The organism is Mesorhizobium sp. M8A.F.Ca.ET.021.01.1.1 (genome assembly GCF_003998025.1).
Taxonomy (GTDB): Bacteria; Pseudomonadota; Alphaproteobacteria; order Rhizobiales; family Rhizobiaceae; genus Mesorhizobium.
Window position 1 is genome coordinate 1 of sequence record NZ_RZSJ01000020.1, and the last position, 24,482, is coordinate 24,482.

Genomic DNA, 24,482 nt, shown 5'->3' on the forward strand with positions numbered 1-24,482 from the left:
CACCTATGACCTTGCCGCCTTTCATCACCGTCAGCGCGTCGGTGCTGGAGCGCAAGAGAAATTCGGCCACCGTCTCTGGCGCACCGGCAACCGAAACCTTTTCGCCGAGCAAGCCGCCCAAATCCCGCACAGGAGCTTCAACGACGCCCGGTGACGCAGCCACGCGTGCCGTCGGCACCAGTTCGCCGAGATTCTGGAATGACCACCGGTTGAACGGGTTCTCGCGCCAGTTGCCGAGCAGCACCTCGTTGCGGCGGAAGCCGTAGCGGGTCTCGAACGCGGTCTTGCCGGTCATGGCGTTTCCTCCCAGTCTTTTCTTTCTTGAGGTTCAGGCGAGCGCCGCGGCGATGGCGTGCACGGCCTTCAGCGTTGCCACGGAATAGGCCATGTTGCTGAAATCCGGGTACGTCGACAGCTTCACAACCACCGTTCCGGTGTTCCAGTCGATGTGGATCAACTGCCCGAACACACCCCGGCACATCAGTGCCCGCGACCTGGAATTCTCGATCCAGAACTGGTTGCGGTAGCTGCCATCGGGCAGGCTGGCAGAGAAATCCGGACCATGCGTGCCAGTGCGCGTCGCCTCGATCCAGTCGGCAGGCACGATGCCGCCGCCATTGTCGAGGATCAGCTGGCCAAAGCGGGCGTAGTCGCGCAGCGTCGCGTTGAAGCCGCCATCGGCCAGCGCATAGCCGGCGCTGTCGACGGTGAAGCAGGCGCTTTCGTCGGCGCCGAGCTTTTGCCAGAGTTCCTCGGAAACCAGTTGCGCCAGCCGCTTGCCGGTCACCCGCTCCATGATGAAGGCGAGCACATCCGTCTCGATCGAGCGGTACTCGAACTGAGCGCCGTGCGGACGCACCGTCTCTTTCAAGCCCAGGATCAGCTCGAACATGTGCGAGGGCCAGCGGAAATCCGGATCGCTGCCCGGTGGCACCGGCTTCCAGCCGGTGGCGACATCGACCTGACCGATGTCGGAATAGCGGTCGGTATATTCCTCGGAGAACCGCACGCCGGTGGTCATGTCCAGCACATGCTGGACGCTGGCGCCGGCCCAGCCGGTGGCGCCAAGCTCCGGCAAATAATCGGTGACCGGCCTGGCCGGATCGATCAGGCCGCGCCCGGCCAATATGCCGAACACCGAGCCGGTGACCGACTTAGCCATCGACTGCGACAGATGCAGCGTGCGCTCGTCCAAGCCGTTGAAATAGCGCTCATAGGCAATCCTGCCGTCCTTGAGCACCAGGAAGCCGTCCGTATAGGTCTCGTCGAGCAAGCCGGCGAGCGTCGAAGGCCTGCCCTCGCTGTCCTCGACCGCCAACCTGTCGAGATCGACCTCGGCGCGTTCGAGACGGTGGCGGTGACCAGTGCCGCGCCAGACTTCGGCGGTCGGCAGAATTTCCCTGATGTGCTGGAAGGCCCAGCGGCTCCATGGCGGCCTGTCCCAATCGAGCTTCGGCGGCACCATTGCGGGCGGCGAGCCCTGCATGATCGGCGGCCGCGGATCGCTGTTGCGATAGGAGTGCATGAAAGGCCATTCCCGGAAAGAAAAAGCCCGGCGGCATCCGCCGCCGGGTTCGTCATGCAGCGATTACTTCTGCAGTTCGGTCCAGATCTTGGTGTAGAGCTCCTGCGTCTCTGGCGCGCACATCTGCTGCAGTTCACCAAGCGGCTTGGCGTCTGCCGGGATGACGACTTCCGGAGCGTCCTTCATGTCGGCCGGCATATACTTGTCCGAACCGGTGATGGCGTTGGCGTAACGATGGAAGGCCGAGAGGCCCGCCGCGTTTTCCGGATCCATGATGAAGTTCTGGAACAGCTTGGCGTTCTCGACGTTCTTGGCTTCCTTCAGGACGACGACGTTGTCGCTCCACAGGCCGTAGCCTTCCTTCGGATAGTTGAAGTGGATGGCCGGATTGGCCAGGCGCTGGCGCAGCGCCGAGCCGTTCCAGTCGCTGGTTGCCTTGAAGTCGCCGGCGCCCATCTTCTCGATGGTGTTGTATTCCATGGCGATCCAGTTCGGCTTGGCCGCCACCAGGAGATCACGCACCTTCTTCAGCACCGCCTTGTCGTTGGTGCACTGCTGGCCGCCGACATACTTGATCGCGGCAAACATCACGTCGCCCATCTCCGGCACGACGTTGGTCTTGCCCTTCAGTTCGTCAGGCGTGTTGAAGATGATGCCCCAGGTGTTGGCCGGGCCCTTGTAGGCATCGGTATTGACGACGACGCCGATCGTGCCCCAGGCCCACGGAACAGTGTATTTACGGCCGGGGTCGAAGTCGGGATTGGCCCATTCGGGCGCGATGTTCTTGGCGTTCTCCATCTGGCCCGGGTCGGTCTCCTGGACGAGGCCCTCCTTGATCCAGATCGGCACGTAGGTCTGCGACGGCACGGCAATGTCGAAGCCGGTGCCGCCCTGGCGGACCTTGGCCAGCGCCGTATCGTTGGAATCGTAGTCGGTGATCGTGACCTTGACGTTGTATTTAGCTTCGAACTTCTTGATCACGTCGGGACTGGTGTAGTTGCCCCAATTGTAGATGTTGAGCACGCCATCGGCGCGGGCAAGGCCCGTCGAAGCGAGCAGCGCCAACCCCATGGCGCTCGCCGTTGTCTTCCAGTTCATCGTTCTAACTCCCATTTCAGGTTCAGTCTCGTTTCCTGCTGACGAAGAAAAACAACGTGACGATCGCGACCGAAAGCAGCAGGAAGGCGGTCGATATCGCGTTGATCTCGGGTGTGATGCCGCGGCGGATCTGGCCGAGCATGTAGGTGGGTAGCGTGTCCTGGCCGCCCGATTTGACGAATTCGGTGATGACGACGTCATCGAGCGAGATGACGAAGGCCAGCATCAGCCCGGCCAGGATGCCGGGCCACAAAAGCGGCAGCGTGATGCGGCGGAAGGTCTTCCACGGCGTGGCGTAGAGATCTGCCGCGGCGCGTTCCAGCGTTAGGTCCATGTTCTCCAGCCGCGCCCGGATCGGCAGATAGGCAAAGGGAATGCAGAACGCCGTATGCGCGGCGACCAGATAGCCGATGCCGGAATAGCCGGTGAAGATCTTGATGCGCGAGAAGAAGATCAACAGCGCCACGCCGGTGACGATCTCGGGCACCATCAGCGGCTGGTTGATCGCCGCGTATTTGAAGGTGAGACCGGGATAGGACGCCGTGCGCGTGGTGGCGAGCGCGGCCATGGTGGCGAAGATGGTCGACAGCACCGCCGCGATGGCGCCGATCTGGAACGAGCGCAGCGTCGCATCGATGACTTGCGTGTTCTGGTATGCCGACTGGAACCATTTCAGCGAAAAGCCGCCCCACTCCGAGGTCGAGCTTGCCGCATTGAAGGCATAGACCACCAGCACGAAAATCGGCAGGTAGAGCACGATGAAGCATGTCGCCGCGATCGCGGTGAAGCCCGGCTGGTGCTTGATGGAGAAGTTGCTAGCCATGCCGCACCCCTGACTTGCCGGCATTGCGCACATAGGCAAGCAGCGCCGCCATGACGATGATCATCACCGTGATCGACAGGGCCGAGCCGAGCGGCCAGTTGCGGCCCTGTCCGAACTGCAATTCGATCAGGTTGGACAGCATCATGTTCTTGCCGCCGCCGAGGACGCTCGGCGTCACATAGGCGCCGAGCGCCGGAATGAAGACCAGGATCGAGCCGGCGATGACGCCGGGTTTGACCAGCGGAAAAATGATCTTGCGCAGCACCTTGAAGCGCGTCGCGTAGAGATCGTAACCCGCCTCGACCAGCCGGAAGTCGAGCTTCTCCATGCTGGCGTAGATCGGCAGCACCATCAGCGGCAGGTAGACATAGGCCATGCCGATCAGGATCGCCGTGTCGGTATAGAGGATCTGGATCGGCGCCGAGACGATGCCGAGCTTCAGAAGGATGGTGTTGACGATGCCTTCGTTGCGGATGATCTGCAGCACGGCGAAGGTCCGGATCAACAGGTTCGTCCAGAACGGGATGGTGATCAGGAACAGCCAGAGGTCGCGTGTTTTCTCACTACGCGTGGCCATGAAATAGGCGGTTGGGAAACCGAGCGCCAGCGTGGCGAGCGTCGTCACCACCGCAAGCTTGATCGAGCGCCAGAAGATGGTGACATGCGCCGCCGCGAGCGACAGCGTATCGTCGAAAATATCACGTTCCAGGAATACCGACGTCCAGGCATCGGCCGAGAATTGCCATTTCACGTCGCCATAGGCGCCGGGGGTCAGGAACGAATAGACCAGCACGATCAGCAACGGGCCGGTCGCGGCAAACAGAATGACCAGCAGCGCCGGCGCTGACAAAAGCCAGCGGTCACGGACATCGCGCCGTTCCGCTGCCTTGGCGACTTCTTCCGCGGTCGCCATCAGTCCCTCAGCACTTGCGCGGCGTCGTTGCCGACGATGATGCCGACCTTGTCGCCGCGCTCGAAACCGCAGCCCGCGCTGCGCGTGTTCTGCTGGCGCACGGTGAAGGCCTCGCCGCTGTCGAGATGGACATGGATATGCGTGTCGGTGCCGAAATAGACGATGTTCTCGACCGTGCCCGACAGGTCGCCCTTGTCCTTGGTCAGCTTGGCATGCTCGGGCCTCACCACCACGGTGGCGTTGTCCTTCGGCTGAAAGCCTTCGGCAACGGTCGCCTCGATGGTGGTACCGGATTTGAGCGTCGCGCGCGCCTTGCCACTGCCGACGCCCGAGATGGCGGCGGTGAGGAAATTGGTTTCGCCGATGAAGTCGGCCACGAAGCGTTCCGCCGGCTTGTCGTAGATGTCCCAAGGCGAGCCGACCTGCAGGATCTTGCCCGACGACATCACCGCGATGCGGTCCGACATGGTCAACGCTTCTTCCTGGTCGTGGGTGACGAAGATGAAGGTGATGCCGGTCTCGTGCTGAAGCCGCTTCAGTTCGATCTGCATCTCCTTGCGCAGCTTGTAGTCGAGCGCCGAGAGTGGTTCGTCGAGCAACAGCACCTTCGGCTGCGGCGCCAGCGCCCGGGCCAGCGCCACGCGCTGCTGCTGGCCGCCGGAAATCTGGCCGGTGCGACGACCGGCCAGCGCTTCCATCTTGACCAGCTTCAACATCTCGGCGACGCGCGCCTTGATCACGGCTCTCGGCTTGCCCAGCATTTCCAGGCCAAAGCCGATATTGTCGGCGACCGTCATGTGCGGGAACAGCGCGTAGGACTGGAAGACGGTGTTGACCGGCCGCTTGAAGGGCGGCAATGGCGCGATGTCCTGGCCGTAGAGCAGGATCTCGCCGGCGGTTGGAAAGTCGAAGCCGGCGATCAGCCGCAGCAAGGTGGTCTTGCCGCAGCCTGACGGTCCCAGCAGCGTGAAGAACTCGTTTTCGCGGATGGACACCGAGACCTTGTCGAGGGCAGCGACCTGCCCTTCACCCGATCCGAAAATTTTGCTGACGTTTACTACTTCAATCGCATTCCGATCCGGTTTGTCCGGCACGATTACGCCTCACTGTTGACCCCGCTCTTGCTGGCGGAGTTTGTCCCCTGTTGGATGTGACCACATGGCCGGTAGGTTGGCAAGCCCGGCATTGAATCACAGTTCAGTCAGTCATTCGACAGCAAGCCTCATGCCATTGTCAGGCCTGATAGGTGATCTTGCCGCCGCAGATCGTCGTCACCGGCCGCAGCTTGTGCAGATCGGCCGGCGCCGTCTTCTCGATATCGGCCGACAGCACCACCAGATCCGCCATGTAGCCTGATTTCAGCATGCCCTTGCGGTGCTCGGCGAATTCCGCGTAGGCGCCCTCGACCGTGTAGGCGGCGATCGATTCATGCAGCGAGAAGCTCTGGTCCGGGTCGCTTTCTGCCCACGGTTTGCGCAGCACTGCCGCCTTGATGCCCAGGATCGGATCGATCGGCGATACCGGCCAGTCCGACGCGAACACGACATGGGCGCCGGCATCCTTCAACGTCCGCCAGGCATAGCTGAGCGGCCAGCGGGCCGGCCCGATGCGCGACACTGTCGGCTCCAGCGGAAAATCCATGGCGCCGGGCGGATGCGGCGGCTGCATGGAAGCGATGACGCCGAGTTCGGCAAAACGTGGTACGTCCGCGGCGGTGGTAACCTCGATATGTTCGACGCGATGCCGGCTGTCACGCTTGCCATTGGCCTTCTGCGCCGCCTCGTAGCCGTCGAGCACGGCGCGCACCGCGCCGTCACCGATCGAGTGCACCGCGATCTGCAGCCCGCGCCTGTCGATGGCGACTGCCAGATCGATGAACTGCTGCGGCGTGAACAATGGCTCGCCGACCCAGTCGGGCCGATCGGCATAAGGCTCGATCATGACCGCCGTCCAGGAATCGAGCACTCCGTCGTAGAACACCTTGACCATGCCCGATGACAGCCACTCGCTGTCGTAGCGTTCGGCCATGACGGAGGCCTTGCCGAGCATGTCGAGCGTCATGAAATTCTTGTAGTGGAAAGGCATCCGCACGCGGCATGGCAGGCCTTCCTCGGCCTCGATCTCGGCCAGCAGTTCGAGCTGGTAGAGGTTGCCGTCCATGTTCTGGATCGAGGTGATGCCGTGGCGCGCGCACCAGGCAAGCCCGCGCCGCATGATGTCGCGGTCGAAAGCCCGTTCTTCCGCCGACGGCATCGGGTCGGGCTCGCCGCCAGTCGCCAGGCCCAGCCGCACGCGGCCTTCGCCGGCAAGGTCGAGAACCGGGCCGAAGGCCTCGCCTTCGCGCAATTCGCCCGCTGCCAGGCCATCGTCGCCCATGACGATCTCATTGCCCGGCCCAAGCGTGCGCCCATTGAGGATGCCGGCCAGTTCAAGCGCCTTGGTGTTGGCCCACATCGTATGGTGGTCGGGGGCGGCCATGACGAAAGGCCGGTCCGGCAGGATCGCATCGAGATGGTGACGCGTCACCCGCTCGTCGTCGAGCACGGTGTAGTCGACGCTCTGGCCAACCAGCATCCGCGCGTCGGGGTGCGTCGCTGCATAGTCGCGGATCGCCTTCTGCAGCGCCTCGAACCCATGCACGCCAGCCAGTTGCAGATGGGCGAGCTCGGCGGCGCCGGAAAACAGATGCATGTGGGCTTCGATGAAGCCGGGCAGGACTGATCCGCCAAGCGCATCGATGACCTTGGTAGCCGGTCCCTTGAACTCTTCGATAGAGGTGCTGCTGCCGATGGCGATGATGGCGCCGTCCTTGACGGCAACGGCTTCGGCGGCGGGATTGTCATTGTCCATGGTCAGCACACGACCGTTGAGGACAATCAGATCCGCACTATGACCCGCACCCGTGACCGACATCGCGACTCCGCGCTTTTGACGACTGACTGAGACCGGCAAAGCTCGTGCCCAACGACCCGCCACACCACGGAGCGTGGGCTATCGGACAACGAATGATGCCGGCGCGCTGTCTTCGAGATTCCCCTTGTTATCCCGAGAGACAGTGTGGATAAAAGAATGCGACTGATTATTCGCGTTTGTCAACATGCCGGATTTAGAATGTATTGTGGACAGCACGCTCCGCCTGTGTTGGGACCAGGCGGGGAACGAGGGCATCAAGCAGTGAAGCGCAGTCTCGACCGCAAAACCAGGATAGCGCTTGAACCGCGCAAGCAGCCGCGGCAACAACGGTCCAGCAAGGTGGTCGACAGGATTCTCGACGCCGCGCTGATCTTGACGCGGGAGCAAGGAACCAAGACGCCGACGACGCTCGCCATCGCGCAGCGCGCCGGCCTGTCGGTCGGTTCGGTCTACCAGTACTTTCCCAACAAGGAAGCCATTCTTCTGGACCTCGCCAGGCGCTGGCTGTCATCCTTTCCCGAAGTGATCGCGCGGCGCATCAAGGTCGCCCCGCCGACCAACCGGGAAGAGTTTCGGCGTGAAGTGCGCAAGCTCTTCATCGACACCTCGAAGCTCTACCTCGAAAACGCCACCCTGATGCCGGTGATCGAGGCCATTTCGGGCAATGCCGACCTGCGGCCGATCCAGAACGAATATGACGACCAGATCATCGCCCTCTACGCCGCATGGCTGCGGCATGTGAACCCGGCCCTTGAAGACAAGATCGCCAGCCGGCTCGGCGTGCTGATGATGGAGGTCGGGCACGTCTGCCGCCTTGTGGGGCTGAAAAAAGATCGCAGGACGTTCGACCTCATCGAGGACGATGTGGAAGTCATGTGGCTCGCCTTGGTGACCCCCTATCTCAATCTTGATTAATTTCGCATTTCGAGAGGAACCTTATGAAGACTGTCTATTCGCCGCTTCACGCCGGCCATGCCGGCCAGATGGAACTGGTTACCTCAGCCATCGTGCCCGGCTTCGAAAAGCCCTCGCGGGCGGAGTTCATCAAGGCGCGGGTCGAAAGCGAGAAGCTCGGCGCGATCATCGCACCGGTCGAGCACGACCTTGCCGCGGCCAAGCGCGTCCACAGGTCAGACTATATCGACTTCCTGCCGACCGTCTGGCCGCAATGGATCGCCGAGGGCCACACGGGTACGGCGATGCCCTTCACCTGGCCGACGCGCGGCCTGCGTGGCGACGTGCCGCCCAAGCGCATCGACGCCCTGCTCGGCTATTATTCCTTCGACGGCGGCGCCACCTTCGTCGAGGGCACCTGGGCCGCGATCAAATCATCCTATGACGTGGCGCGGACCGCCGCCGGCCTGGTCAAGGACGGCGAGAGAGCGGCCTTTGCGCTCTGCCGACCGCCCGGCCACCATGCCGGGGCCGGCTTCATGGGCGGCTACTGCTACATCAACAACGCGGCGGTCGCCGCGCAATGGTTCCGCGACCAGGGCGCCAAACGCGTCTCGATCCTCGACGTCGACTATCACCACGGCAACGGGACGCAGGAGATCTTCTATGACCGCGCCGACGTGCAGGTGATCAACCTGCACGGCGATCCGATGGTCGAGTACCCGTTCTTCCTCGGCCATGCCGACGAGCGTGGCGCCGGCGCCGGCGAAGGCTTCAATATCAACTATCCCATGCCGTTCGGCACCGGCTGGGACGCCTGGAACGTCTCACTGGAAGACGCCTGCGCCAGGCTCGCCGCCTACGCGCCCGACATCGTCGTCGTCTCGCTCGGCGTCGACACTTTCGAGAAGGACCCGATCAGCCAGTTCAAGCTGAAGACATCAGACTATCCCAAGATCGGCCGGCGCATCGCCAAGCTCGGCCTGCCGACGCTGTTCGTCCAGGAAGGCCGCTATGCCGTCGAGGAGATCGGCATCAATGCCGTCGGCGTGCTGACCGGCTTCGAGGACCGGTAGATCGTCGTCCAGGGAACGCAGCCGGCTGCGCGGAAGACGGACAAAGGAAGGGTGGCGTCAGCCGCCCTTTTTTGCATCCACCGGCACCCCATGAGGCCATCGCAAACGCCATGGCCGGCCCGTGCGGCTCGACGTTCCCGCCATGGAAAGGCACGGAAACCGGCCGCTGAGTCGCAGGCAGAGTCCCCCAGATTCGATTTTGTCAAATCGCGTTTGATGTCAGATTCATCTGCGGGTAGATTAGACCCGAATCAGCCGGTCCTCGGGGGGCGCGGCGACCACCCAAAGTCTCACGTTCCGGATTTTTCCGGCGCCAGACGCGGACGTCTTCGCGTTCCCTGAATGGATTCCGTCTGGTTGGGCGCGGCCCCGCGCCTCGTGTGTGTCTCGTAAAAGTAACGCGTTTTCGAGTTCGGCGGCTGGCTCTCCAGCAACCGGACATCAGAACCGATTCCGGCCAAAAGCAGCAGATGAGCAGTCCCGCCGCGCCTCTTCAATCCGACACATTAGGCTCGCGCCTGACGTCGCGCGGTGATCTCACCAGCTTCTTCATGGAGCTGACCGCCGAGATCGGCGCCGACAGCTACATGCTGGTCGCCATCGTCCATGACCAGGACCGCAACGATGCGCGTATCGTCTCCTCGAACTGGATCTTCGACGTCATCGAGCTGATCGGCAAGCGGCTGATCGCCGGCCTTGCCCAGGGACCGCTCACCACGGCACCCGGTATCCGTCCGACACCGCTGGTGGCGGCCCAGGCGCCGGAGGCCGACGGGCTGGTCTCGGGCGAAGAAGCCCGGCTCCTCGACGTGCTCGGCCATGCCGAGATCTATTCACTGCGGCTGAATGTCGGCCGTCAGCGCCTGTTCGCCTTGTTCTCGGCGGCGGCCGCCGGCCGGATCGACCAGCCGGCGCTGATGAGGGCGCAGCTGAAATGCTGCTACGCGCTCTCGCATATTCCGCAGTTGATCGCCGCCGCCGCCATGCAGGATCCGCTGTCGGACCGCGAGCGCGAATGCCTGTTCTGGGTTTCGGAAGGCAAGACCACCGACGAGGTGGCGGTCATCCTTGGCGTCTCCTCCAACACTGTCAACAGCTACATCACCCACGCCATCCAGAAATTCGCGGCCTCGAACCGTGCGATGGCCATCGCCACGGCGATCAGGAGTGGCATCATTTGAAACACGCCGACATCAAGGACGCCGCGGAAGCCCTTTTCAACGAGCAGCGCAGCCCTTTCGGCGCCTTCTCGCTTGGCTCCGAAACGCATCACGCCGTCACCATTCCCGATGCGGTGCGCCGCTGCCGCTGGATATCAGTCGACATCAACGCCTCGGCCTTCGGCCTGTTCTTCGTCAGCCCGTCGCCCGAGCGCGCCCGGCTGGTCCCGTGCTTTGATTCCGATTATCCCGGCACCGCGGTGGCGACGAAGTTCATTTCGGGCGCCAATGGCGAGGAGATCGTGCGCCATAGCCGGATTTCGACCGAGCCGCGCTGGTGGACGGATGATGGCGTGGCGGCCATGGCCGGCATGTTCGGCAGTCTCGCCTGGACCGGACAGATGGCGCCGCTGACACCCGGATCGAGCGGCATTGCCTTTCCCGTCCATGCCGATCGCGGCCAATGCGGGCTCGTCGTCTTCCTGGGATCGGAGATCGCGCTGCCGCAGGATGCGCTCTACGAAATCCACGCTCGCTGCTTCTCGCTGTTCGCCGCCGTCGCGCGCATGCGTCCGGGCGATGCCGGAAGAATGCGCTCGATCTCCAAGCGCGAGCTCGAATGCCTGAAGCTGACCGCCAACGGCAACACCAGCGAGGAGATCGCGCGGCTGCTGAAACTATCGGTGCATACCGCCAACCAATACCTCACCCAGTCGACCCAGAAGCTCAATGCCGTCAACCGCAACCAGGCGGTCGCCAAGGCGCTGCGGCTGGGGCTTATCGAGTAAGAGCTTCGACCTTGCGGATGCGGGCCTGTTCAATCACAGCCTCCAGCAGCGCCGTATTATGCTGGGGGTCTTCGCCCGGTTTTTCAAACGACACGTAGTTGACCACGACCGTGTTGCCGGTCTCGCTCAGCGTCAGCTGGAAATAGACGGTCACGCCGGGTGGCCTGAGCTCCAGGTCGAGCACGATGCGCGGGCTGCCGCTCCAGTCGACATGCGCTTCGCCGCCATGGCCGAGCCTCAGCGTACCCGGCATGAAGAACAGCTCCGCCGCTGAATCGACCAGATCCGACAGGCAGGCGAAATGCTCCAGCCGGATGAAGGCGATATAGTCGGCGACGTCGATCAGTCTGAGTTCCACCACCACCTGTTCGATGGCGCTGGCGACGATGATCTCGCGGGATTTTGCGTGCGGTTGGCGGTTCATGAAATCTGTCTGCGCTCAGCCTTTTTCGAGTAGACGATCCGCACCAGTTCGGCGACGGCCTGGTAGAATTGCGACGGGATCACATTATCGACCGAAACTTGCTTGTACATGGAGCGGGCGAGCGCCACGTCCTCGAAGATCGGGATGTTATGTTCCTTGGCGATTTCGCGAATTTTGAGCGCCACGAGATCCTGCCCCTTCGCCACCACCAGCGGCGCCGAATCCTCGTCGCGCACATATTTCAGCGCGATCGAGAAGTGGGTCGGGTTGGCGATGACAAGCGTCGCGCGCGGCACTGCCGTCATCATCCGCTTGCGCGCCCGGTCGCGGGCCAATGAACGCAGCCGCGACTTGACGATCGGGTCGCCCTCTGACTGCTTGAACTCGTCCTTGACCTCCTGCTTGCTCATGCGCAGGTCCTGCCTCCAGTGGAAGCGCGACCAGACGATGTCGACCGCCGCGATCAGTCCCATGACGAAGACGATCGCCACCAGTATGTCGACGGCGATGCCGCGGATGACGAGGCCGAAAGCGACCGGATTGGTGATCATCCCGGCAAGCAGCTTGCGGTGATCCTCCGACAGCGTGAAGGCGAGCACGGCGATGGCAAAACCGACTTTTGCAAGGGACTTCAGGAATTCGACCCAGCCCTGGGCGCCGAACATCCGGTTCCAGCCCTTGACGATCGAGATGCGTGACATCTGCGGCCTGATCCGCTCACCGACGAATTGCGGGATGTTCTGCAGCACCGAGGCGCCGATGCCGGCAACGGTCAGCAGCACCAGCAGGCTGAGCACGGCGCGGCCGACTTCCAGCATCACGATCTTGTAGAGGTCGATGACATCGGTCTCGGTGTCCATCGGCCAGGCCTCGGGCTTCTCGAGAAACATCGACAGGAACATGCCGAGCTCGACGATGGCGTCCTTGGCATAGAAGACGGTAAACACCAGTATGGCGACAAAGGAGGCCAGGATCGCGGTTTCCCTCGAATGGGGCAACTTGCCCTGTTCGATGGTGTCGCGGATCTTCTTTTCCGTCGCCTCTTCGGTTTTCGAATCCTTGTCGACGGCGTCGGACATGCCTTAGGCGGCGTTCTGCGTCGAGGGAAGTTCGAATGCGCCTTCGCGCGACAGCCGGATGGTGGTGGTCACGATCGTCTTGCGTGCCGCCATGATGTCGGCGGCGGGGACACCCTCCGACCCTTGCCCGAGTTCGGCCTCGATCATGCGCCGGGAGCGGGCGCCGATCGCCGACAGCACCGCTTCGGCCAGTGCCGCCGACGTGCCGCGCAGCGCCAGCGTGACAAGCTCGGTCGACAGCCCGTCGAACAAAAGCACGCGCGCCTTCTGGGTGAGCAGCGGCAGGTCGTCGAAAGCGAACAGCCGGGCCCGAACACCGTCGAGGTCGGGCGTGCCGGCGGCTTCGAGATCCTGCATGACCTCGTCGAGCAGGGGCTTTTCCAACTCGTTGAGCACGCTGGCGACGCGCGCCTGCCCGGCCGACGTGTCCTTGGTCGAGGTGTCCGACAGCACGCTGGCGCGCAGCCTGTTCTCGACGATCCTGGTGGCGGCGGCCGGAACGTTGGCCATCGTCACCATGCGCTTGATGATTTCGCCACGCATTGGCTTCGTCAGCGTCAAAAGCACGCTCGCCGCCGCCTGCGGCGCCAGTTTCGACAGCACCATGGCCGCCGTCTGCGGATGTTCGCCCGCGAGGAAGGCGCCGAGCCGCGCGGGTTCGAGCTTTTCGAGATCGGGCCAGATCGGCGGCGGCCCTTCGGGCGCAGCCTCCGGTTTCTTGTTGCCCATGATGGCGCTCATCTCTTCGGGCGAGAGCGACTCGTTGAGGATGGTGTCCATCCTGTCGGCGGAATCGAGCAGGCCCGCGCCTTCGGTGAATTCGGCCTCGAATTCGGCGACGATACGCTCGAGATCGCTCTGTGGAATGGTCCTGAGCAGCCGGGCGCCCTCGATCAGCGCCTTCAGCTCTTCCTGCTTGAAGAATTTCAGCAGGCGGCTGGCGGACGGTTTGCCCATCGCCACCAGTATGGCGGCCGCCTTCTGTGCGCGTGTCAGGGTCGTCAGCGGCGTTGTCATGCCTTTCGCCTCCGCTGCCATCGGCAAGCCCTGCCAGCCATGTCTAGGCGCCCTTCGTGCCGGCGATGATTTCGGTCAGCCTGATGCCGAAGCGCGAAGGGTCGCTTTCGAGCACGGTGATCTCGCCGCGCGCTATCTTGCGGCCATTCACCACGACATCGACCGGTTCGCCGATGCGGCGGTTGAGCGCGACCGTCGAACCCTTCTGCAGCGCCATCAGATCGGCAACCGCCATCTCGGTGCTGCCGAGGATGATCTGGACATCGACGGGGATATTCATGATGACGCTGGAATTGGCCGATGCCGCGGCCCTGGCTGCCATCTCGGGGCGCTGCTCTTCCTCATGCAGGACCCCGCGCAATTCCTCGATGGCGCGATCGAGCTGCTCGTCCGGCTGGTCGAGCTCTGGTTCTACCTTGGTCTTGGCCATGCGTCGTCTCCAAAAGCTCAGGCGCGCCCGGCACCGGCCGGCATGAGCCCATCGATGAAGTCCTGCCCGGCATCGAAAGGATGCCTGATTCGGACGGTGTAATTCTGCCCCAGTTTGCCGAACTCGCATACGAACAGCGTCTGGCCGCGCGCGCCGAGGCGAGCCCGTGATTGCGCCGTCTCATCGAAATCGATGACCTGGCCCACTTCGAGATTGGCGAGGTCCCCAAGCGTCAGCCGCGTCAGCGGCATGGTGGCTTCGAGCGCCACGGTCGAGCGCATCACCTCTTCCGAAAAGCGAGCCCGCCAGCTGGTGCCGTGATCGTCTTCGCTGACGCCGGCCGTACCGTCGCGGCCGGCCAGCACGATACGCTGCGGCATCATCACCGTGATCGAGCCGCTGTCGACCGGCGTCGAGATGCCGAGGACGATGCGGATCGCGGCGCCGTCGCGCAACACGTGCCGCCTGGCCTCGAGGCCCGACATTGCGCGCGGCGCGGGCAGCCGCAGTTCGAGCGAGCGCTGCCCCGATCCGTTCAGCGCCTGCGCAACCTCCTGGAACACCATGGACGAGACATCGGCTTCGATCTGCGACAGGTCGCGCTCGATCGGCGACACCGGCATGTCCGGGTCGCCGCCGAACAGCGTCGAGACGATGATCGCGATCGCGGCAGCGTCGATGACGAGGGTCATCGCATCGGAGGATGCCGGTGAGCCGACAACGGTCATGGCGAACGTCTCGCCGGCGCGCGAACGCGCCTCGGGGACACGGCTGATTTCCACGGTCCTGAGGTCGACGCTCACGGGAGTTCCAAGCTCGCTCGAGAGCGCCTTCTGCAGCAGCGGTACGGCCCGTTCGGCCATGGCGCGGCCGGCGTCGATGACCTGGTCGGCCTCGCCGCTGTCACCGACCAGGCGCTCGATGATCAGCGAACGCGCTTGCGAGGGGCTGCCCGGACTCGTCATGACAGTTTTGGCACCGGTCTGTCGCGCATCGCTCAGGCGGCCTTCTTCTCGGCGCTGCCGGTGTTCATCGTGCTCTGCTCGACGGCGTCGATGGTCGGCCGCTCATAGGAGGAGATGGTCTTGCGGCCGAACTCGATCGCCACCTGCGGCAGCGCGCCGTTCATGTAGGCGAGCAGCGTCTGCTTGACGATGATGTAGAGGCGGTTCTTCTTCTCGCGCACCGTCTTGATCTTGGTGGCGACAGGCCCGACCACCGCATAGGACAGGAAGATGCCGAGGAAGGTGCCGACCAGCGCGGCGCCGATCAGGCCGCCGAGGATTTCCGGCGACTGGTCGAGCGCACCCATCGCCTTGACCACGCCGAGCACGGCGGCGACGATGCCGAGTGCCGGCAGGCCGTCGCCGACCGCGACCAGCGCGTGATAGGCCTTCATCTTGTCGGACTTGATGGTCTGGATTTCCTCGTCCATCAGCGCCTCGATCTCGTGCGAGCGGGCATTGCCGATGATGATGATGCGGCAGTAGTCGCAGATGAAATTCATCAGGTCGTGATTCTTGAGCACGGTCGGAAAGGCCTGGAAGATCGCCGACTCCTCCGGATTGTCGATATGCGCCTCGACCTCGCTGCGCGACTTGGAGCGCAGCTCGCGCATCAGGCTGTGCAGCACGCCAAGCGTTTCCAGATAGTCCTGCTCCTTAGGCACAGCCTGCTTGAAAGCTTCGAGAATGCCCTTGCCGGTATCCTTGACCGTCTTCATCGGATTGGCGACCAGGAAGGTGCCGAGCGCGGCGCCGCAGATGACCACGGCTTCCCATGGCTGCACCAGCACGTGCAGATGCCCGCCCATGGCCATGAAGCCGCCAAGGACGCAGCCGAGCGTCACCACAAGTCCAATCAGAATGCCCACGACCGGTCCTTCCGCATTTCACGTCGGACAAGGGATAGCCCCCGTGCCTTGTGTGAGGCTTGAATCGGAGCCGCCATGGGGCCGAATGTTGGCGATTCAGTTTCGCGCAAGGAAGTGCGCTTATTGTGCTGGCATAGCTTCGGCCGGAGGCGCGTCCTTGCTCAGTACCTATACCAGCTACCAGTTGATCACCAAAGACATCAACAAGTCGATCGACCGTATCGAGCAACAGCCGACGGTCGATCGCGATACCAAATATTATCTCGCCAACATCACCAAGGTGAAATCGATCGACGATTTCGTCAACAACGACCGCTTGTTCAAATATGCCATGAAGGCGTACGGGCTGGGGGACATGGACTACGCCAAGGCGTTCATGGTCAAGGCGCTCAAGGAAGGCGTTTCCAACCCCAACAGTTTCGCCAACAAGCTCACCGACAAGCGCTACGCCGCGTTCGTCACCGCCTTCAACTTCGCCGCCAACGGTGCCGATGCGACCATCTACAACAAGGCGCAGCAGCTGGTGGCGAAGAACTACGCCACGCAGGCGCAAATCGCCGGCCTCGATCCGAATTCCGCCTATGTGAAGGGCGAGACGACCTACTATCTTGCCAACATCACCAAGGTGAAGTCGGTCGACGATCTGATGTCGAACAGCCGGCTCTACACCTACGCGCTGGCGGCGTACGGCCTCGATTCGGCGACGGAGAACAAGGACCTTATCAAGCAGGTCCTGCAGGGTGGCGTGCGCGACCCCAACAGTGTCGCCAACAAGCAGACGAACCCGGCTTACGCGGGACTGGCCACGGCCCTCAACTTCGAACAATACGGCGAAAATGCCACCACCATCAATCCGGCGCAGCAGCCGACCGTCGACAAATACATGCGCCAGACGCTGGAAGAGGATGCCGGCCAAACCAATGAGGGCGTGCGGCTGGCGCTCTATTTCAACCGCAAGGCGCCCGACATCACCAGTTGGTACGACGTGTTGGCCGACACCGCGCTGGCCAGCGTGGTGCGCACCGCGCTGGGGCTGCCTGATTCCTTCGCCACCGCCGACATCGACAAGCAGGCGCAACTGTTCGAGCAGAAGCTCGACATCTCGGATTTCACGGATCCCGTGAAACTGAACAAGTTCCTGACCCGCTTCACCAGCATGTACGAGATCAACAACCCGACCTCGACGGCCGTGACATCGATCAGCGTGCTCTTCGCCAAACCGGTCACATCGGGCATCTCCACCGACCTGATGATGGCCATGCAGAAACTGAAGTTCTGATCATGCGAGACAGTCTTTACGTCGCCCTCTCCGCGCAGATGGCCCTCGAGCGGCGGCTCGATACGATCGCCGACAATGTCGCCAACGCCAGCACCGTCGGCTTTCGCGCCACCGGCGTGAAATTCGAGGATGTGGTGTCGGGTGCAGGGCAGAAGTCGGTATCGTTCGCTTCCTCCGGCAAGACCTATCTGTCGGGGGCTCACGGCGCCATGACAGAAACCGGCAACCCATTCGATTTCGCCATCCAGGGCGACGCCTGGTTCGCCATCGACACGCCGGCCGGCACCGTCATGACTCGCGACGGCCGCTTCTCCATGAACGAGAATGGCGAGCTGATGTCGGTCGAGGGCCACCCGGTGCTCGACGCCGGCGGCGCGCCGATCCAGCTCGATCCCCGCAACGGCCCGCCCAAGGCGGGCGCCGACGGCTCGCTGCGCCAGAACGAACAGCTCGTCGGCTCGATCGGCCTCTACAATTTCGACCCGGGCCAGAATTTCGTGCGCTACGGCAATTCCGGCATTGTGCCCGCACGCACGCCCGAACCGGTCACCGACCGTTCCGATGTCGGCATAGCGCAAGGTTTCGTCGAGGAATCCAACGTCAATCCGGTGCTGGAAATGACCCGGCTGATCATGGTCCAGCGCGCCTTCGAGAACACCGCCGCGCTGATGCGGCAGACCGATTCCTCCACCGATGAGGCGATAAAGACGCTCGGCTCGAAGTCGTAGCATGTCGTCAGAGCAGCCAACCATCCGCGCACCCGAAAGACAGCTCCAGCCGGCGCCGAAAGATCGGCTTGCCGCTTTGGAGCGGGTCATCAGACGCTTCGGCGATGGTGACGGGCTGGTCAAGCGCGGCGGCCTCGTCACCGAAGTCACGCCCACGCACTACAAGGTGCGCGGCCTTTCCGATTTCACCCGGCTGGGCGACATTGTCGAACAGCGCGGCCAGGCCGGCGCGCGTCGCGGCGAGATCGTCAAGATCAGCCGTGACGAGGTTGTGATCGCCCCCTTCGAACGCAGTGCCGACGCCGGCATCGGCGATGCCGTGTTCCGCAGGGGTCCGCTCGCGGTGGCGCCGCATGCCTCGTGGCGCGGCCGCGCCATCGACGCGCTCACCCGGGCGATCGATGGTGGTCCGCCCTTGATGAGGGGCGACGACATGGCGGCGATAGCCGCGACGCCCGGCGCCATGGCGCGGCAGCGTGTCGGCACAGCCTTCATGACCGGCGTCAAGGTCATCGACATCTTCACGCCACTCTGCTTTGGCCAGCGCATGGGCGTTTTCGCCGGCTCCGGCGTCGGCAAGTCGACGCTGTTAGCCATGCTCGCCGGCGCCGACGCGTTCGACACCGTCGTCGTGGCGCTGATCGGGGAACGTGGCCGCGAGGTCCGCGAATTCCTCGAGGACACGATCGGCGACAGCATGGCCAAGACCGTCGCCGTCGTCGCCACCAGCGACGAGAGCGCCATGATGCGCCGGCGCGCGCCCGACACCGCCATGCGTGTGGCCGAGCATTTTCGCGACCAGGGCCACCGTGTGCTTCTGGTGCTGGATTCGATCACCCGCTTCGCTCACGCGCTGCGCGAGGTGGCGACGGGAACCGGCGAGCCGCCGGTCGCGCGCGGCTATCCCGCCTCGGTCTTCACCGAACTGCCCAAGCTGCTCGAGCGCGCCGGCCCCGGGGCCGAAGGTAAAGGCTCTATAACCGCCATCATTTCCGTGCTGGTCGACGGCGACGACCACAATGATCCGGTCGCCGATTCCGTCCGCGGCATTCTCGACGGCCATGTCGTGCTCGACCGCGCGATCGCCGAACAGGGCCGCTATCCGCCCGTCAATCCGCTGTCATCCATATCGCGGCTGGCAGGCAAGGCCTGGAACATCGAGCAGCGAGCCCTGGTGACGCGGCTGAAGTCGATGATCTCCCGCTTCGAGGACACCCGCGACATCCGCCTGCTCGGCGCCTATCAGGGCGGCGTCGACGCCGAACTCGACATGGCGGTGCGCCAGGTGCCCCTGATCTATGAGGCGCTGACGCAATCACCCAGGGACCGTCCGTCCGCCGATCCGTTCTCCGACCTTGCCCGCCATCTCAAGGGAAAGCAGAATGTCGAACCAGGAGACTGAACGCCAGTACACGGAGCGCCTCCTGAACGAGATGATCGCCGAGGCGAACGCCGCGGAACAGGCTCGAGCGGAGGAGGCCAGGGTCGCCAAAGCAAACGCCGCCGGCGCCATTGCTGCCAGGACCGCGGCTGTTCTGGCCAGGGCCGTCAAACCGGCTCTCCCCAGATCCGAACCTGTTCTGGGCCGGACCGCCCTTTCATCAACGCATGTGGCTCCCGGCGTCGATGCTCCGGAGATGATGCAGGCCAGCCGCGAATTGCTGATCGAAGACCTTTTTCCGGTCGCCGAATGGCCGCAACCGCCAAAGGCGCAATTTCCAAAATTGCGAAAGAAGGCGGACCGTCGCAGCGACGTCGTCATCGCCGCGCTCGGCATCACGCTCGGCCTGATCTGCGCTCTGTTTCCCTGGTACATTTTCTTCAACCAGGACCAGTTCGGCGTCCAGGCGATCAAGTTCGGCGGCACCGGCACCAATTCAGGACGCGTGGGCGGCGGCGTGGTCGCGGCACGCAGCGCGCCGCTGACCGCCAAGGACGTTCCCAACGCAGGTGTCGACCTGCTCGCCACCGGCGCGGTGCAGGACGATGCCAAAACGGAGCCGCCCGGCGACCAGCCCTTCCCCGCCGATATCGCGAAGTTCCGCATGGTCCATGTCGCCAACGGCCGCGCCATGATCGAGGACGACACCGGCCTGTGGATGGTCCAACGCGGTTCGACGCTGCCGGATTCCAGCAAGGTCTCGGCGATCGAACAGCGCAACGGCAAATGGGTCATGCTCACCAGCGCCAACCAGGTGATCGAGCTTTCCAGGTAATGCCGTCTCGGCCTTGCCCAGAGCCGGATCCAAGATAGAGCAGAATATCGTCCGAAAACCGCTTCATACTTTTCGGCATCCTGCTCTAGCGACCGTCCGCAAGGTCCACGCAAGACTGGCGGCCTAGTCTTTGGGCACATGCCCGGAGATTCCCATGGAGCCTGTTTCCCTTTTCGATCTCGCCGCCAAGCAAGCGCAGTGGCTGTCCGTGCGTCAGTCGGCCGTGGCCGGCAACATCGCCAATGCCAACACGCCGGGCTACACGGCAAACGATGTCGAGCCGTTCGAGAAGGTGCTCGACCGTACCGCGGTGTCGCTTGAGATCACCGAGCCCGGCCATCTCGGCAGCGCTGCCACCAATGCCGGCTTCGCCATCAAGCCGCAGGAAGACGACGGCGTGATCTTGCCGTCCAAGAACACGGTCGTGCTTGAAGACCAGCTTCTCAAGGCCGGCGAGGTGCGCCGCTCCTTCGAGCTCAACACGGCCATCGTCAAGGCATTCCATTCAATGATGATGATGGCGGTGAAGAGCTGACCATGGACGCGCTGACCGCAGCCCTCAAAGTCGCAGCATCAGGCCTCGGCGCCCAGTCCGAGCGCTTGCGCGTGGTTTCGGAAAACCTCGCCAACGCCCAGTCGACGGGAACCACGCCGGGCGCCGACCCGTATCGCCGCAAGACCATCAGCTTCGTCTCCGAACTCGACCGGGCCTCCGGCAGTTCGACCGTTGAGGTGAACTCGATCGACCGCGACCCGAGCGACTTTCCCGTCGAATTCCAGCCCGGCAACGAGGCCGCCGACGACAAGGGCTATGTCAAGATGCCCAATGTGAACGTGCTGATCGAAATGGCCGACATGACCGAGGCCAACCGCTCCTACGAGGCCAACCTGCAAGTCGTGAAGCAGGCGCGCGACCTCATTTCAATGACCATCGACCTGATGAGGAACCAATGATCGTCAACGGCATCGGCGCGCTTAACCTGAAGCCTGGGCTGGGCGACACGGCCACCGACCTGCTGCAGGGTGGCGTTGCGCCGGCGGCATCGGGAAACCTCGGCACCTCCTTTGCCGAGGCGGTGAGCCAGGCAGCCTCCAAGACCGTCAGCACCATGCAGAATGCCGAGCAGGTGTCGCTGCAGGCGCTCAAGGGCGACGCCGACACCCGCCAGGTGGTCGATGCCGTGATGAGCGCCCAGCAGGCGCTGCAGACCGCCGTTGCTATCCGCGACAAGGTCGTTTCGGCCTATCTCGAAGTCAGTCGTATGGGCATCTGAGGAGCAGGCCATGAAAGCACTCGCCATCGCCGCCACCGGCATGAATGCCCAGCAGACCAATCTGGAAGTCATCGCCAACAACATCGCCAACATCAACACCACCGGCTACAAGCGCGCGCGCGCCGAATTCTCCGACCTGCTCTACCAGGTCGATCGCACGCAAGGTGTGCCGAACCGTTCCAACGCCTCGCTGGTGCCGGAAGGCGTTTCGATCGGTCTCGGCGTCAAGACGACCGCCGTGCGCAACGTCCACACACAGGGCGAACTGACCAGCACCGGCAACAGTTTCGACATGGCGCTCACCGGCAGGGGCTGGTTCCAGATCGAAGGTGCCGATGGCGGCACGCTCTATACGCGCGCCGGCGCCTTCAACACCAACGCCACCGGCCAGCTGGTGACGGTCGACGGCGCCAACGTCATTCCGGCCATCACCGTGCCGGTCGACGCGGTCGAGGTCATCGTCAACAAGACCGGCCAGGTCTTTGCCCGCATCGACGGTCAGACCGACCTGCAGAATCTCGGCCAGCTCCAGATCGTCAACTTCGCCAACGAGGCAGGCCTGGCACCGCTCGGCGACAATCTGTTCCAGGAAACGACAGCCTCCGGTCCCGCCAATGTCGGCGTGCCCGGCGATCCAGGCTTCGCCACCATCCAGCAAGGCTATCTCGAGGCTTCCAACGTCGATCCGGTCAAGGAAATCACCGAACTGATCTCGGCGCAGCGCGCCTATGAGATGAATTCCAAGGTCATCCAGGCCGCCGACGACATGGCCTCCGTTGTGTCCAAGAACATCAGGTAACGGATGATGGCCATGCCGATCTCCCGCTCCGCATTCCGCCGCGCCGCGCTGACCCTTGCGCTGGTGGCCGGCGGCATGCCGGCTTTCGCCCAGGAATCGACGAGTCAATCGGCAAGCCAATCGACGGGCCAGTCGGCCAACCAGATTGCCACCAATCAGCCCGCCGGCGAGGTCGTGCTGATTCCTAATCGCGTCATCTATCCCGGCGAGACCATCGAACTCGCCGCGCTGAAACAGGTCACCCTCATCACGGGCAAGCACAAGCCCGATGCGGTGGCGACCCGTTCCGAGGAACTCCAGGGCAAGATCGCCAAGCGCACGCTGCTGCCGGGCCGCTACATTCCTTCCGCCGCCATCCGCGAGGCCTGGCTGGTCGAACAGGGTGCGGCCGTGCAGGTCTTCTTCGTCGCCGGCGGGCTGACGATCACGGCCACCGCCGTGACCTTGCAACCGGGCTCGGCCGGCGACTTCATCAAGGTTCGCAACAGCGACAGCGGCAAGATCCTCTCCGGCACGGTGATGGCCGACGGCACCATCCAGGTCGGCGCTTCATGATGCGGCCGTTTGCCCTTCTGCTCGCGGCGGCACTTGGCCTGCAGCCGGCGCTGGCCGATGGCTTGACGCCCAAGGCCAAGCGCGAGCTCGCCGCCAAGAATGGCGGTGTCTACGACGATCCGGAATATGATCCGGCCACCACCACGCGCATGTTCCGCGTGTCGCCCGGGCCGAGTTCGCTGCCGCCAGGCCAGGTCGCCTCGCGCATCAAGGACATCGCGCAGCTGCAGAGCTCGCGTGACAACCAGCTCGTCGGCTACGGCCTCGTCATCGGGCTCGCCGGATCCGGCGACAGCCTGCGCAACTCGCCGTTCACCGAACAGTCGATCCGCGCCATGCTCGAAAATCTCGGCATCGCCACCGAAGGCGGCAGCGCGCGCGCCAAGAACGTCGCCGCCGTCATCGTCACCGCCAACATGCCACCCTATGTGCAGTCGGGCGCACGCATCGACATCGACGTCTCCTCGATGGGCGACGCCACCTCGCTTGCCGGCGGCACGCTGATCATGACGCCGCTCAAGGCGGCGGACGGCGAGATTTACGCCGTCGGCCAGGGCGCGGTCATCGTTTCCGGTTTCACCGCGCAGGGCCAGGCCGAGCAGTTGACGCAAGGCGTGCCGACCGCCGGCCGCGTGCCGAACGGCGCCATCGTCGAGCGGCAGGTGAAGGCCGAATTCGACGACCAGTCGACGCTGACGCTGCAATTGCGCAATCCAGATTTTTCGACCGCCATCCGCATCGCCGATGCGATCAACGACTACACCGCCCAGCGCTTCGGCATGCGCGTGGCGGCCGAGCGCGATTCCCGCACCGTGCAGATCAGGCGGCCGAAGAGCGTGTCGGCGGCCCGCTTCTATGCCGAGATCGAGAATCTGGTGGTCGAGTCCGACACGCCGGCTCGCGTCGTCATCGACGAGCGCACCGGCACCATCGTCATCGGCAACGACGTCAAGATCTCGCGTGTCGCCATCAGCCACGGCACGCTGACGGTGCGCATCACGGAAGCGCCGCGCGTCGTGCAGCCGGAACCCTTCTCCAAGGGTGAAACCGCCGTCGAGCCGTTCACCGCCATCGATGCCAGCCGGCCCGACGCCCGCGTTGCCGTGCTCGATGGACCCGACCTGCAAACCCTCGTTTCCGGCCTCAATCGTCTCGGCGTCAAGCCGGACGGCATCATTGCCATCCTGCAAGGCATCAAGTCGGCCGGCGCCCTGCAAGCCGATCTGGTTCTCCAATAGCGATGCCGATGATCTCCTCCCTCTCGTCCCGTGAAAGACGCCGCTCCCGCATCTTCCTGTTGGCGGCCGCGATGGCGGCCATGCCTGTCCTTGGCGACGCACACGCGGACGATGCCGTGCGGCAGGTTCTGCCCGGTGGGCAGCCCACGGTCGCGCCGCAGCAATTGACGCGGGAGAAATCACCGGACCAAAGCGAGATAGAGCGCTTCTGTTCCAACATCGCCGACGCCGCCCGCGACCGCCGCTATGCCTTGCAGGCGGAGGAGTTGAAGCAGCTGCAGGCCGGCATTGACGAGCGCATGAAGGCGCTGGACGCAAAGAAAGCCGAATACGAGACCTGGCTGAAGCGGCGCGAAGTGTTCCTGGCCAGGGCCGAGGAC

At 63.7% G+C, this 24,482-nt stretch carries 27 protein-coding genes and 1 pseudogene; 15 read left to right on the plus strand and 13 right to left on the minus strand.

Annotated elements, in window-relative coordinates; genetic code table 11:
- From EOA36_RS03895 to EOA36_RS03925, 7 genes and pseudogenes are all read right to left on the minus strand, one after another.
- Positions 1-295, minus strand: a pseudogene (locus EOA36_RS03895) (6-aminohexanoate hydrolase); the annotation flags it as partial.
- Positions 296-328: 33 nt separating this feature from the next.
- The gene (locus EOA36_RS03900) at positions 329-1,525 is read right to left on the minus strand and encodes a serine hydrolase (protein WP_127275696.1); all 1,197 of its coding nucleotides are present in this window, start codon (positions 1,523-1,525) and stop codon (positions 329-331) included.
- 63 nt (positions 1,526-1,588) lie between these two features.
- On the minus strand, positions 1,589-2,623 hold the full coding sequence (locus EOA36_RS03905; RefSeq protein WP_127275697.1) for an extracellular solute-binding protein: 1,035 nt from the start codon (positions 2,621-2,623) through the stop codon (positions 1,589-1,591).
- 22 nt (positions 2,624-2,645) lie between these two features.
- Positions 2,646-3,446 carry an ABC transporter permease gene (locus EOA36_RS03910; protein ID WP_127275698.1) on the minus strand — a complete coding sequence of 267 codons (801 nt, stop codon included), beginning with the start codon at positions 3,444-3,446 and terminating at the stop codon, positions 2,646-2,648.
- Entirely contained in the window at positions 3,439-4,359 is a 921-nt protein-coding gene (locus EOA36_RS03915) for an ABC transporter permease (RefSeq protein ID WP_127275699.1), read from the minus strand. Before EOA36_RS03915 ends, EOA36_RS03910 begins: the two co-directional genes overlap by 8 nt.
- Complete coding sequence (locus EOA36_RS03920; protein WP_127275700.1) at positions 4,359-5,453, minus strand: ABC transporter ATP-binding protein; 1,095 nt, start codon at positions 5,451-5,453, stop codon at positions 4,359-4,361. Before EOA36_RS03920 ends, EOA36_RS03915 begins: the two co-directional genes overlap by 1 nt.
- 139 nt (positions 5,454-5,592) lie before the next feature.
- Positions 5,593-7,272 carry an amidohydrolase gene (locus tag EOA36_RS03925; protein ID WP_127275701.1) on the minus strand — a complete coding sequence of 560 codons (1,680 nt, stop codon included), beginning with the start codon at positions 7,270-7,272 and terminating at the stop codon, positions 5,593-5,595.
- A 261-nt stretch (positions 7,273-7,533) separates the two neighbouring features.
- Between EOA36_RS03925 and EOA36_RS03930 the strand changes: the two genes are divergently transcribed.
- From EOA36_RS03930 to EOA36_RS03945, 4 genes are all read left to right on the plus strand, one after another.
- Positions 7,534-8,187, plus strand: coding sequence for a TetR/AcrR family transcriptional regulator (locus EOA36_RS03930; protein WP_127275702.1), 654 nt, complete (start codon positions 7,534-7,536; stop codon positions 8,185-8,187).
- A 23-nt stretch (positions 8,188-8,210) separates the two neighbouring features.
- Positions 8,211-9,242: a histone deacetylase family protein gene (locus tag EOA36_RS03935; RefSeq protein WP_127275703.1), complete on the plus strand. Its 1,032-nt coding sequence runs from the start codon at positions 8,211-8,213 to the stop codon at positions 9,240-9,242.
- A 470-nt stretch (positions 9,243-9,712) separates the two neighbouring features.
- On the plus strand, positions 9,713-10,423 hold the full coding sequence (locus tag EOA36_RS03940) for a helix-turn-helix transcriptional regulator (RefSeq protein WP_127275704.1): 711 nt from the start codon (positions 9,713-9,715) through the stop codon (positions 10,421-10,423).
- Positions 10,420-11,190 carry a helix-turn-helix transcriptional regulator gene (locus EOA36_RS03945; RefSeq protein ID WP_127275705.1) on the plus strand — a complete coding sequence of 257 codons (771 nt, stop codon included), beginning with the start codon at positions 10,420-10,422 and terminating at the stop codon, positions 11,188-11,190. The genes EOA36_RS03940 and EOA36_RS03945 overlap by 4 nt, the downstream gene beginning before the upstream one ends.
- On the opposite strand, the gene EOA36_RS03950 is transcribed toward EOA36_RS03945, so the two are convergent.
- The 6 genes from EOA36_RS03950 to motA are packed head-to-tail and all read right to left on the minus strand — an operon-like array spanning position 11,180 to position 16,013.
- Positions 11,180-11,614: a hypothetical protein gene (locus tag EOA36_RS03950; RefSeq protein WP_127275706.1), complete on the minus strand. Its 435-nt coding sequence runs from the start codon at positions 11,612-11,614 to the stop codon at positions 11,180-11,182. The two genes, EOA36_RS03945 and EOA36_RS03950, sit on opposite strands and share 11 nt — an antisense overlap.
- Positions 11,611-12,693, minus strand: a complete 1,083-nt coding sequence (gene flhB, locus EOA36_RS03955; RefSeq protein WP_127275707.1) for a flagellar biosynthesis protein FlhB — start codon at positions 12,691-12,693, stop codon at positions 11,611-11,613. The genes EOA36_RS03950 and flhB overlap by 4 nt, the downstream gene beginning before the upstream one ends.
- Positions 12,694-12,696: 3 nt before the next feature.
- Positions 12,697-13,710, minus strand: a complete 1,014-nt coding sequence (locus EOA36_RS03960) for a flagellar motor switch protein FliG (protein WP_127275708.1) — start codon at positions 13,708-13,710, stop codon at positions 12,697-12,699.
- 43 nt (positions 13,711-13,753) lie between these two features.
- On the minus strand, positions 13,754-14,140 hold the full coding sequence (fliN, locus tag EOA36_RS03965) for a flagellar motor switch protein FliN (protein ID WP_127275709.1): 387 nt from the start codon (positions 14,138-14,140) through the stop codon (positions 13,754-13,756).
- Between the two features lie 17 nt (positions 14,141-14,157).
- A complete protein-coding gene (locus EOA36_RS03970; RefSeq protein WP_127275710.1) occupies positions 14,158-15,105 on the minus strand; it encodes a FliM/FliN family flagellar motor switch protein in 948 nt (315 codons plus the stop codon).
- Positions 15,106-15,137: 32 nt separating this feature from the next.
- Positions 15,138-16,013: a flagellar motor stator protein MotA gene (gene motA / locus EOA36_RS03975; protein WP_015315920.1), complete on the minus strand. Its 876-nt coding sequence runs from the start codon at positions 16,011-16,013 to the stop codon at positions 15,138-15,140.
- 157 nt (positions 16,014-16,170) lie between these two features.
- Between motA and EOA36_RS03980 the strand changes: the two genes are divergently transcribed.
- The 11 genes from EOA36_RS03980 to EOA36_RS04030 form a co-directional block, all read left to right on the plus strand.
- Positions 16,171-17,292, plus strand: coding sequence for a DUF1217 domain-containing protein (locus tag EOA36_RS03980; RefSeq protein WP_127275711.1), 1,122 nt, complete (start codon positions 16,171-16,173; stop codon positions 17,290-17,292).
- A 2-nt stretch (positions 17,293-17,294) separates the two neighbouring features.
- A complete protein-coding gene (flgF, locus tag EOA36_RS03985; RefSeq protein ID WP_027144745.1) occupies positions 17,295-18,020 on the plus strand; it encodes a flagellar basal-body rod protein FlgF in 726 nt (241 codons plus the stop codon).
- A 1-nt stretch (position 18,021) separates the two neighbouring features.
- The gene (gene fliI, locus EOA36_RS03990; protein WP_127275712.1) at positions 18,022-19,422 is read left to right on the plus strand and encodes a flagellar protein export ATPase FliI; all 1,401 of its coding nucleotides are present in this window, start codon (positions 18,022-18,024) and stop codon (positions 19,420-19,422) included.
- Positions 19,403-20,236, plus strand: coding sequence for a hypothetical protein (locus EOA36_RS03995; protein WP_127275713.1), 834 nt, complete (start codon positions 19,403-19,405; stop codon positions 20,234-20,236). The genes fliI and EOA36_RS03995 overlap by 20 nt, the downstream gene beginning before the upstream one ends.
- Positions 20,237-20,390: 154 nt before the next feature.
- Positions 20,391-20,771, plus strand: a complete 381-nt coding sequence (flgB, locus tag EOA36_RS04000; RefSeq protein ID WP_127275714.1) for a flagellar basal body rod protein FlgB — start codon at positions 20,391-20,393, stop codon at positions 20,769-20,771.
- A gap of 2 nt (positions 20,772-20,773) precedes the next feature.
- Entirely contained in the window at positions 20,774-21,190 is a 417-nt protein-coding gene (gene flgC / locus EOA36_RS04005) for a flagellar basal body rod protein FlgC (protein WP_127275715.1), read from the plus strand.
- Positions 21,187-21,510 carry a flagellar hook-basal body complex protein FliE gene (locus tag EOA36_RS04010; protein WP_189343701.1) on the plus strand — a complete coding sequence of 108 codons (324 nt, stop codon included), beginning with the start codon at positions 21,187-21,189 and terminating at the stop codon, positions 21,508-21,510. The genes flgC and EOA36_RS04010 overlap by 4 nt, the downstream gene beginning before the upstream one ends.
- Before the next feature lie 10 nt (positions 21,511-21,520).
- A complete protein-coding gene (gene flgG / locus EOA36_RS04015) occupies positions 21,521-22,309 on the plus strand; it encodes a flagellar basal-body rod protein FlgG (RefSeq protein ID WP_127275716.1) in 789 nt (262 codons plus the stop codon).
- 6 nt (positions 22,310-22,315) lie between these two features.
- Positions 22,316-22,864: a flagellar basal body P-ring formation chaperone FlgA gene (gene flgA, locus EOA36_RS04020; RefSeq protein WP_135865557.1), complete on the plus strand. Its 549-nt coding sequence runs from the start codon at positions 22,316-22,318 to the stop codon at positions 22,862-22,864.
- Positions 22,861-24,102, plus strand: coding sequence for a flagellar basal body P-ring protein FlgI (locus EOA36_RS04025; protein ID WP_127275718.1), 1,242 nt, complete (start codon positions 22,861-22,863; stop codon positions 24,100-24,102). The genes flgA and EOA36_RS04025 overlap by 4 nt, the downstream gene beginning before the upstream one ends.
- 2 nt (positions 24,103-24,104) lie before the next feature.
- A partial coding sequence (locus EOA36_RS04030) for a MotE family protein (protein ID WP_189553116.1) occupies positions 24,105-24,482 on the plus strand: 378 nt, incomplete at its 3' end.

Bases quoted from the DNA above. Each gene is read 5' to 3' on its own strand.
- EOA36_RS03900 (WP_127275696.1), bottom strand. From the start codon at position 1,525: ATGCACTCCTATCGCAACAGCGATCCGCGGCCGCCGATCATGCAGGGC.
- EOA36_RS03905 (WP_127275697.1), bottom strand. From the start codon at position 2,623: ATGAACTGGAAGACAACGGCGAGCGCCATGGGGTTGGCGCTGCTCGCT.
- EOA36_RS03910 (WP_127275698.1), bottom strand. From the start codon at position 3,446: ATGGCTAGCAACTTCTCCATCAAGCACCAGCCGGGCTTCACCGCGATC.
- EOA36_RS03915 (WP_127275699.1), bottom strand. From the start codon at position 4,359: ATGGCGACCGCGGAAGAAGTCGCCAAGGCAGCGGAACGGCGCGATGTC.
- EOA36_RS03925 (WP_127275701.1), bottom strand. From the start codon at position 7,272: ATGTCGGTCACGGGTGCGGGTCATAGTGCGGATCTGATTGTCCTCAAC.
- EOA36_RS03935 (WP_127275703.1), top strand. From the start codon at position 8,211: ATGAAGACTGTCTATTCGCCGCTTCACGCCGGCCATGCCGGCCAGATG.
- EOA36_RS03940 (WP_127275704.1), top strand. From the start codon at position 9,713: ATGAGCAGTCCCGCCGCGCCTCTTCAATCCGACACATTAGGCTCGCGC.
- EOA36_RS03950 (WP_127275706.1), bottom strand. From the start codon at position 11,614: ATGAACCGCCAACCGCACGCAAAATCCCGCGAGATCATCGTCGCCAGC.
- flhB (WP_127275707.1), bottom strand. From the start codon at position 12,693: ATGTCCGACGCCGTCGACAAGGATTCGAAAACCGAAGAGGCGACGGAA.
- EOA36_RS03960 (WP_127275708.1), bottom strand. From the start codon at position 13,710: ATGACAACGCCGCTGACGACCCTGACACGCGCACAGAAGGCGGCCGCC.
- fliN (WP_127275709.1), bottom strand. From the start codon at position 14,140: ATGGCCAAGACCAAGGTAGAACCAGAGCTCGACCAGCCGGACGAGCAG.
- EOA36_RS03970 (WP_127275710.1), bottom strand. From the start codon at position 15,105: ATGACGAGTCCGGGCAGCCCCTCGCAAGCGCGTTCGCTGATCATCGAG.
- flgF (WP_027144745.1), top strand. From the start codon at position 17,295: ATGCGAGACAGTCTTTACGTCGCCCTCTCCGCGCAGATGGCCCTCGAG.
- fliI (WP_127275712.1), top strand. From the start codon at position 18,022: ATGTCGTCAGAGCAGCCAACCATCCGCGCACCCGAAAGACAGCTCCAG.
- EOA36_RS03995 (WP_127275713.1), top strand. From the start codon at position 19,403: ATGTCGAACCAGGAGACTGAACGCCAGTACACGGAGCGCCTCCTGAAC.
- flgB (WP_127275714.1), top strand. From the start codon at position 20,391: ATGGAGCCTGTTTCCCTTTTCGATCTCGCCGCCAAGCAAGCGCAGTGG.
- flgC (WP_127275715.1), top strand. From the start codon at position 20,774: ATGGACGCGCTGACCGCAGCCCTCAAAGTCGCAGCATCAGGCCTCGGC.
- EOA36_RS04010 (WP_189343701.1), top strand. From the start codon at position 21,187: ATGATCGTCAACGGCATCGGCGCGCTTAACCTGAAGCCTGGGCTGGGC.
- flgG (WP_127275716.1), top strand. From the start codon at position 21,521: ATGAAAGCACTCGCCATCGCCGCCACCGGCATGAATGCCCAGCAGACC.
- flgA (WP_135865557.1), top strand. From the start codon at position 22,316: ATGGCCATGCCGATCTCCCGCTCCGCATTCCGCCGCGCCGCGCTGACC.
- EOA36_RS04025 (WP_127275718.1), top strand. From the start codon at position 22,861: ATGATGCGGCCGTTTGCCCTTCTGCTCGCGGCGGCACTTGGCCTGCAG.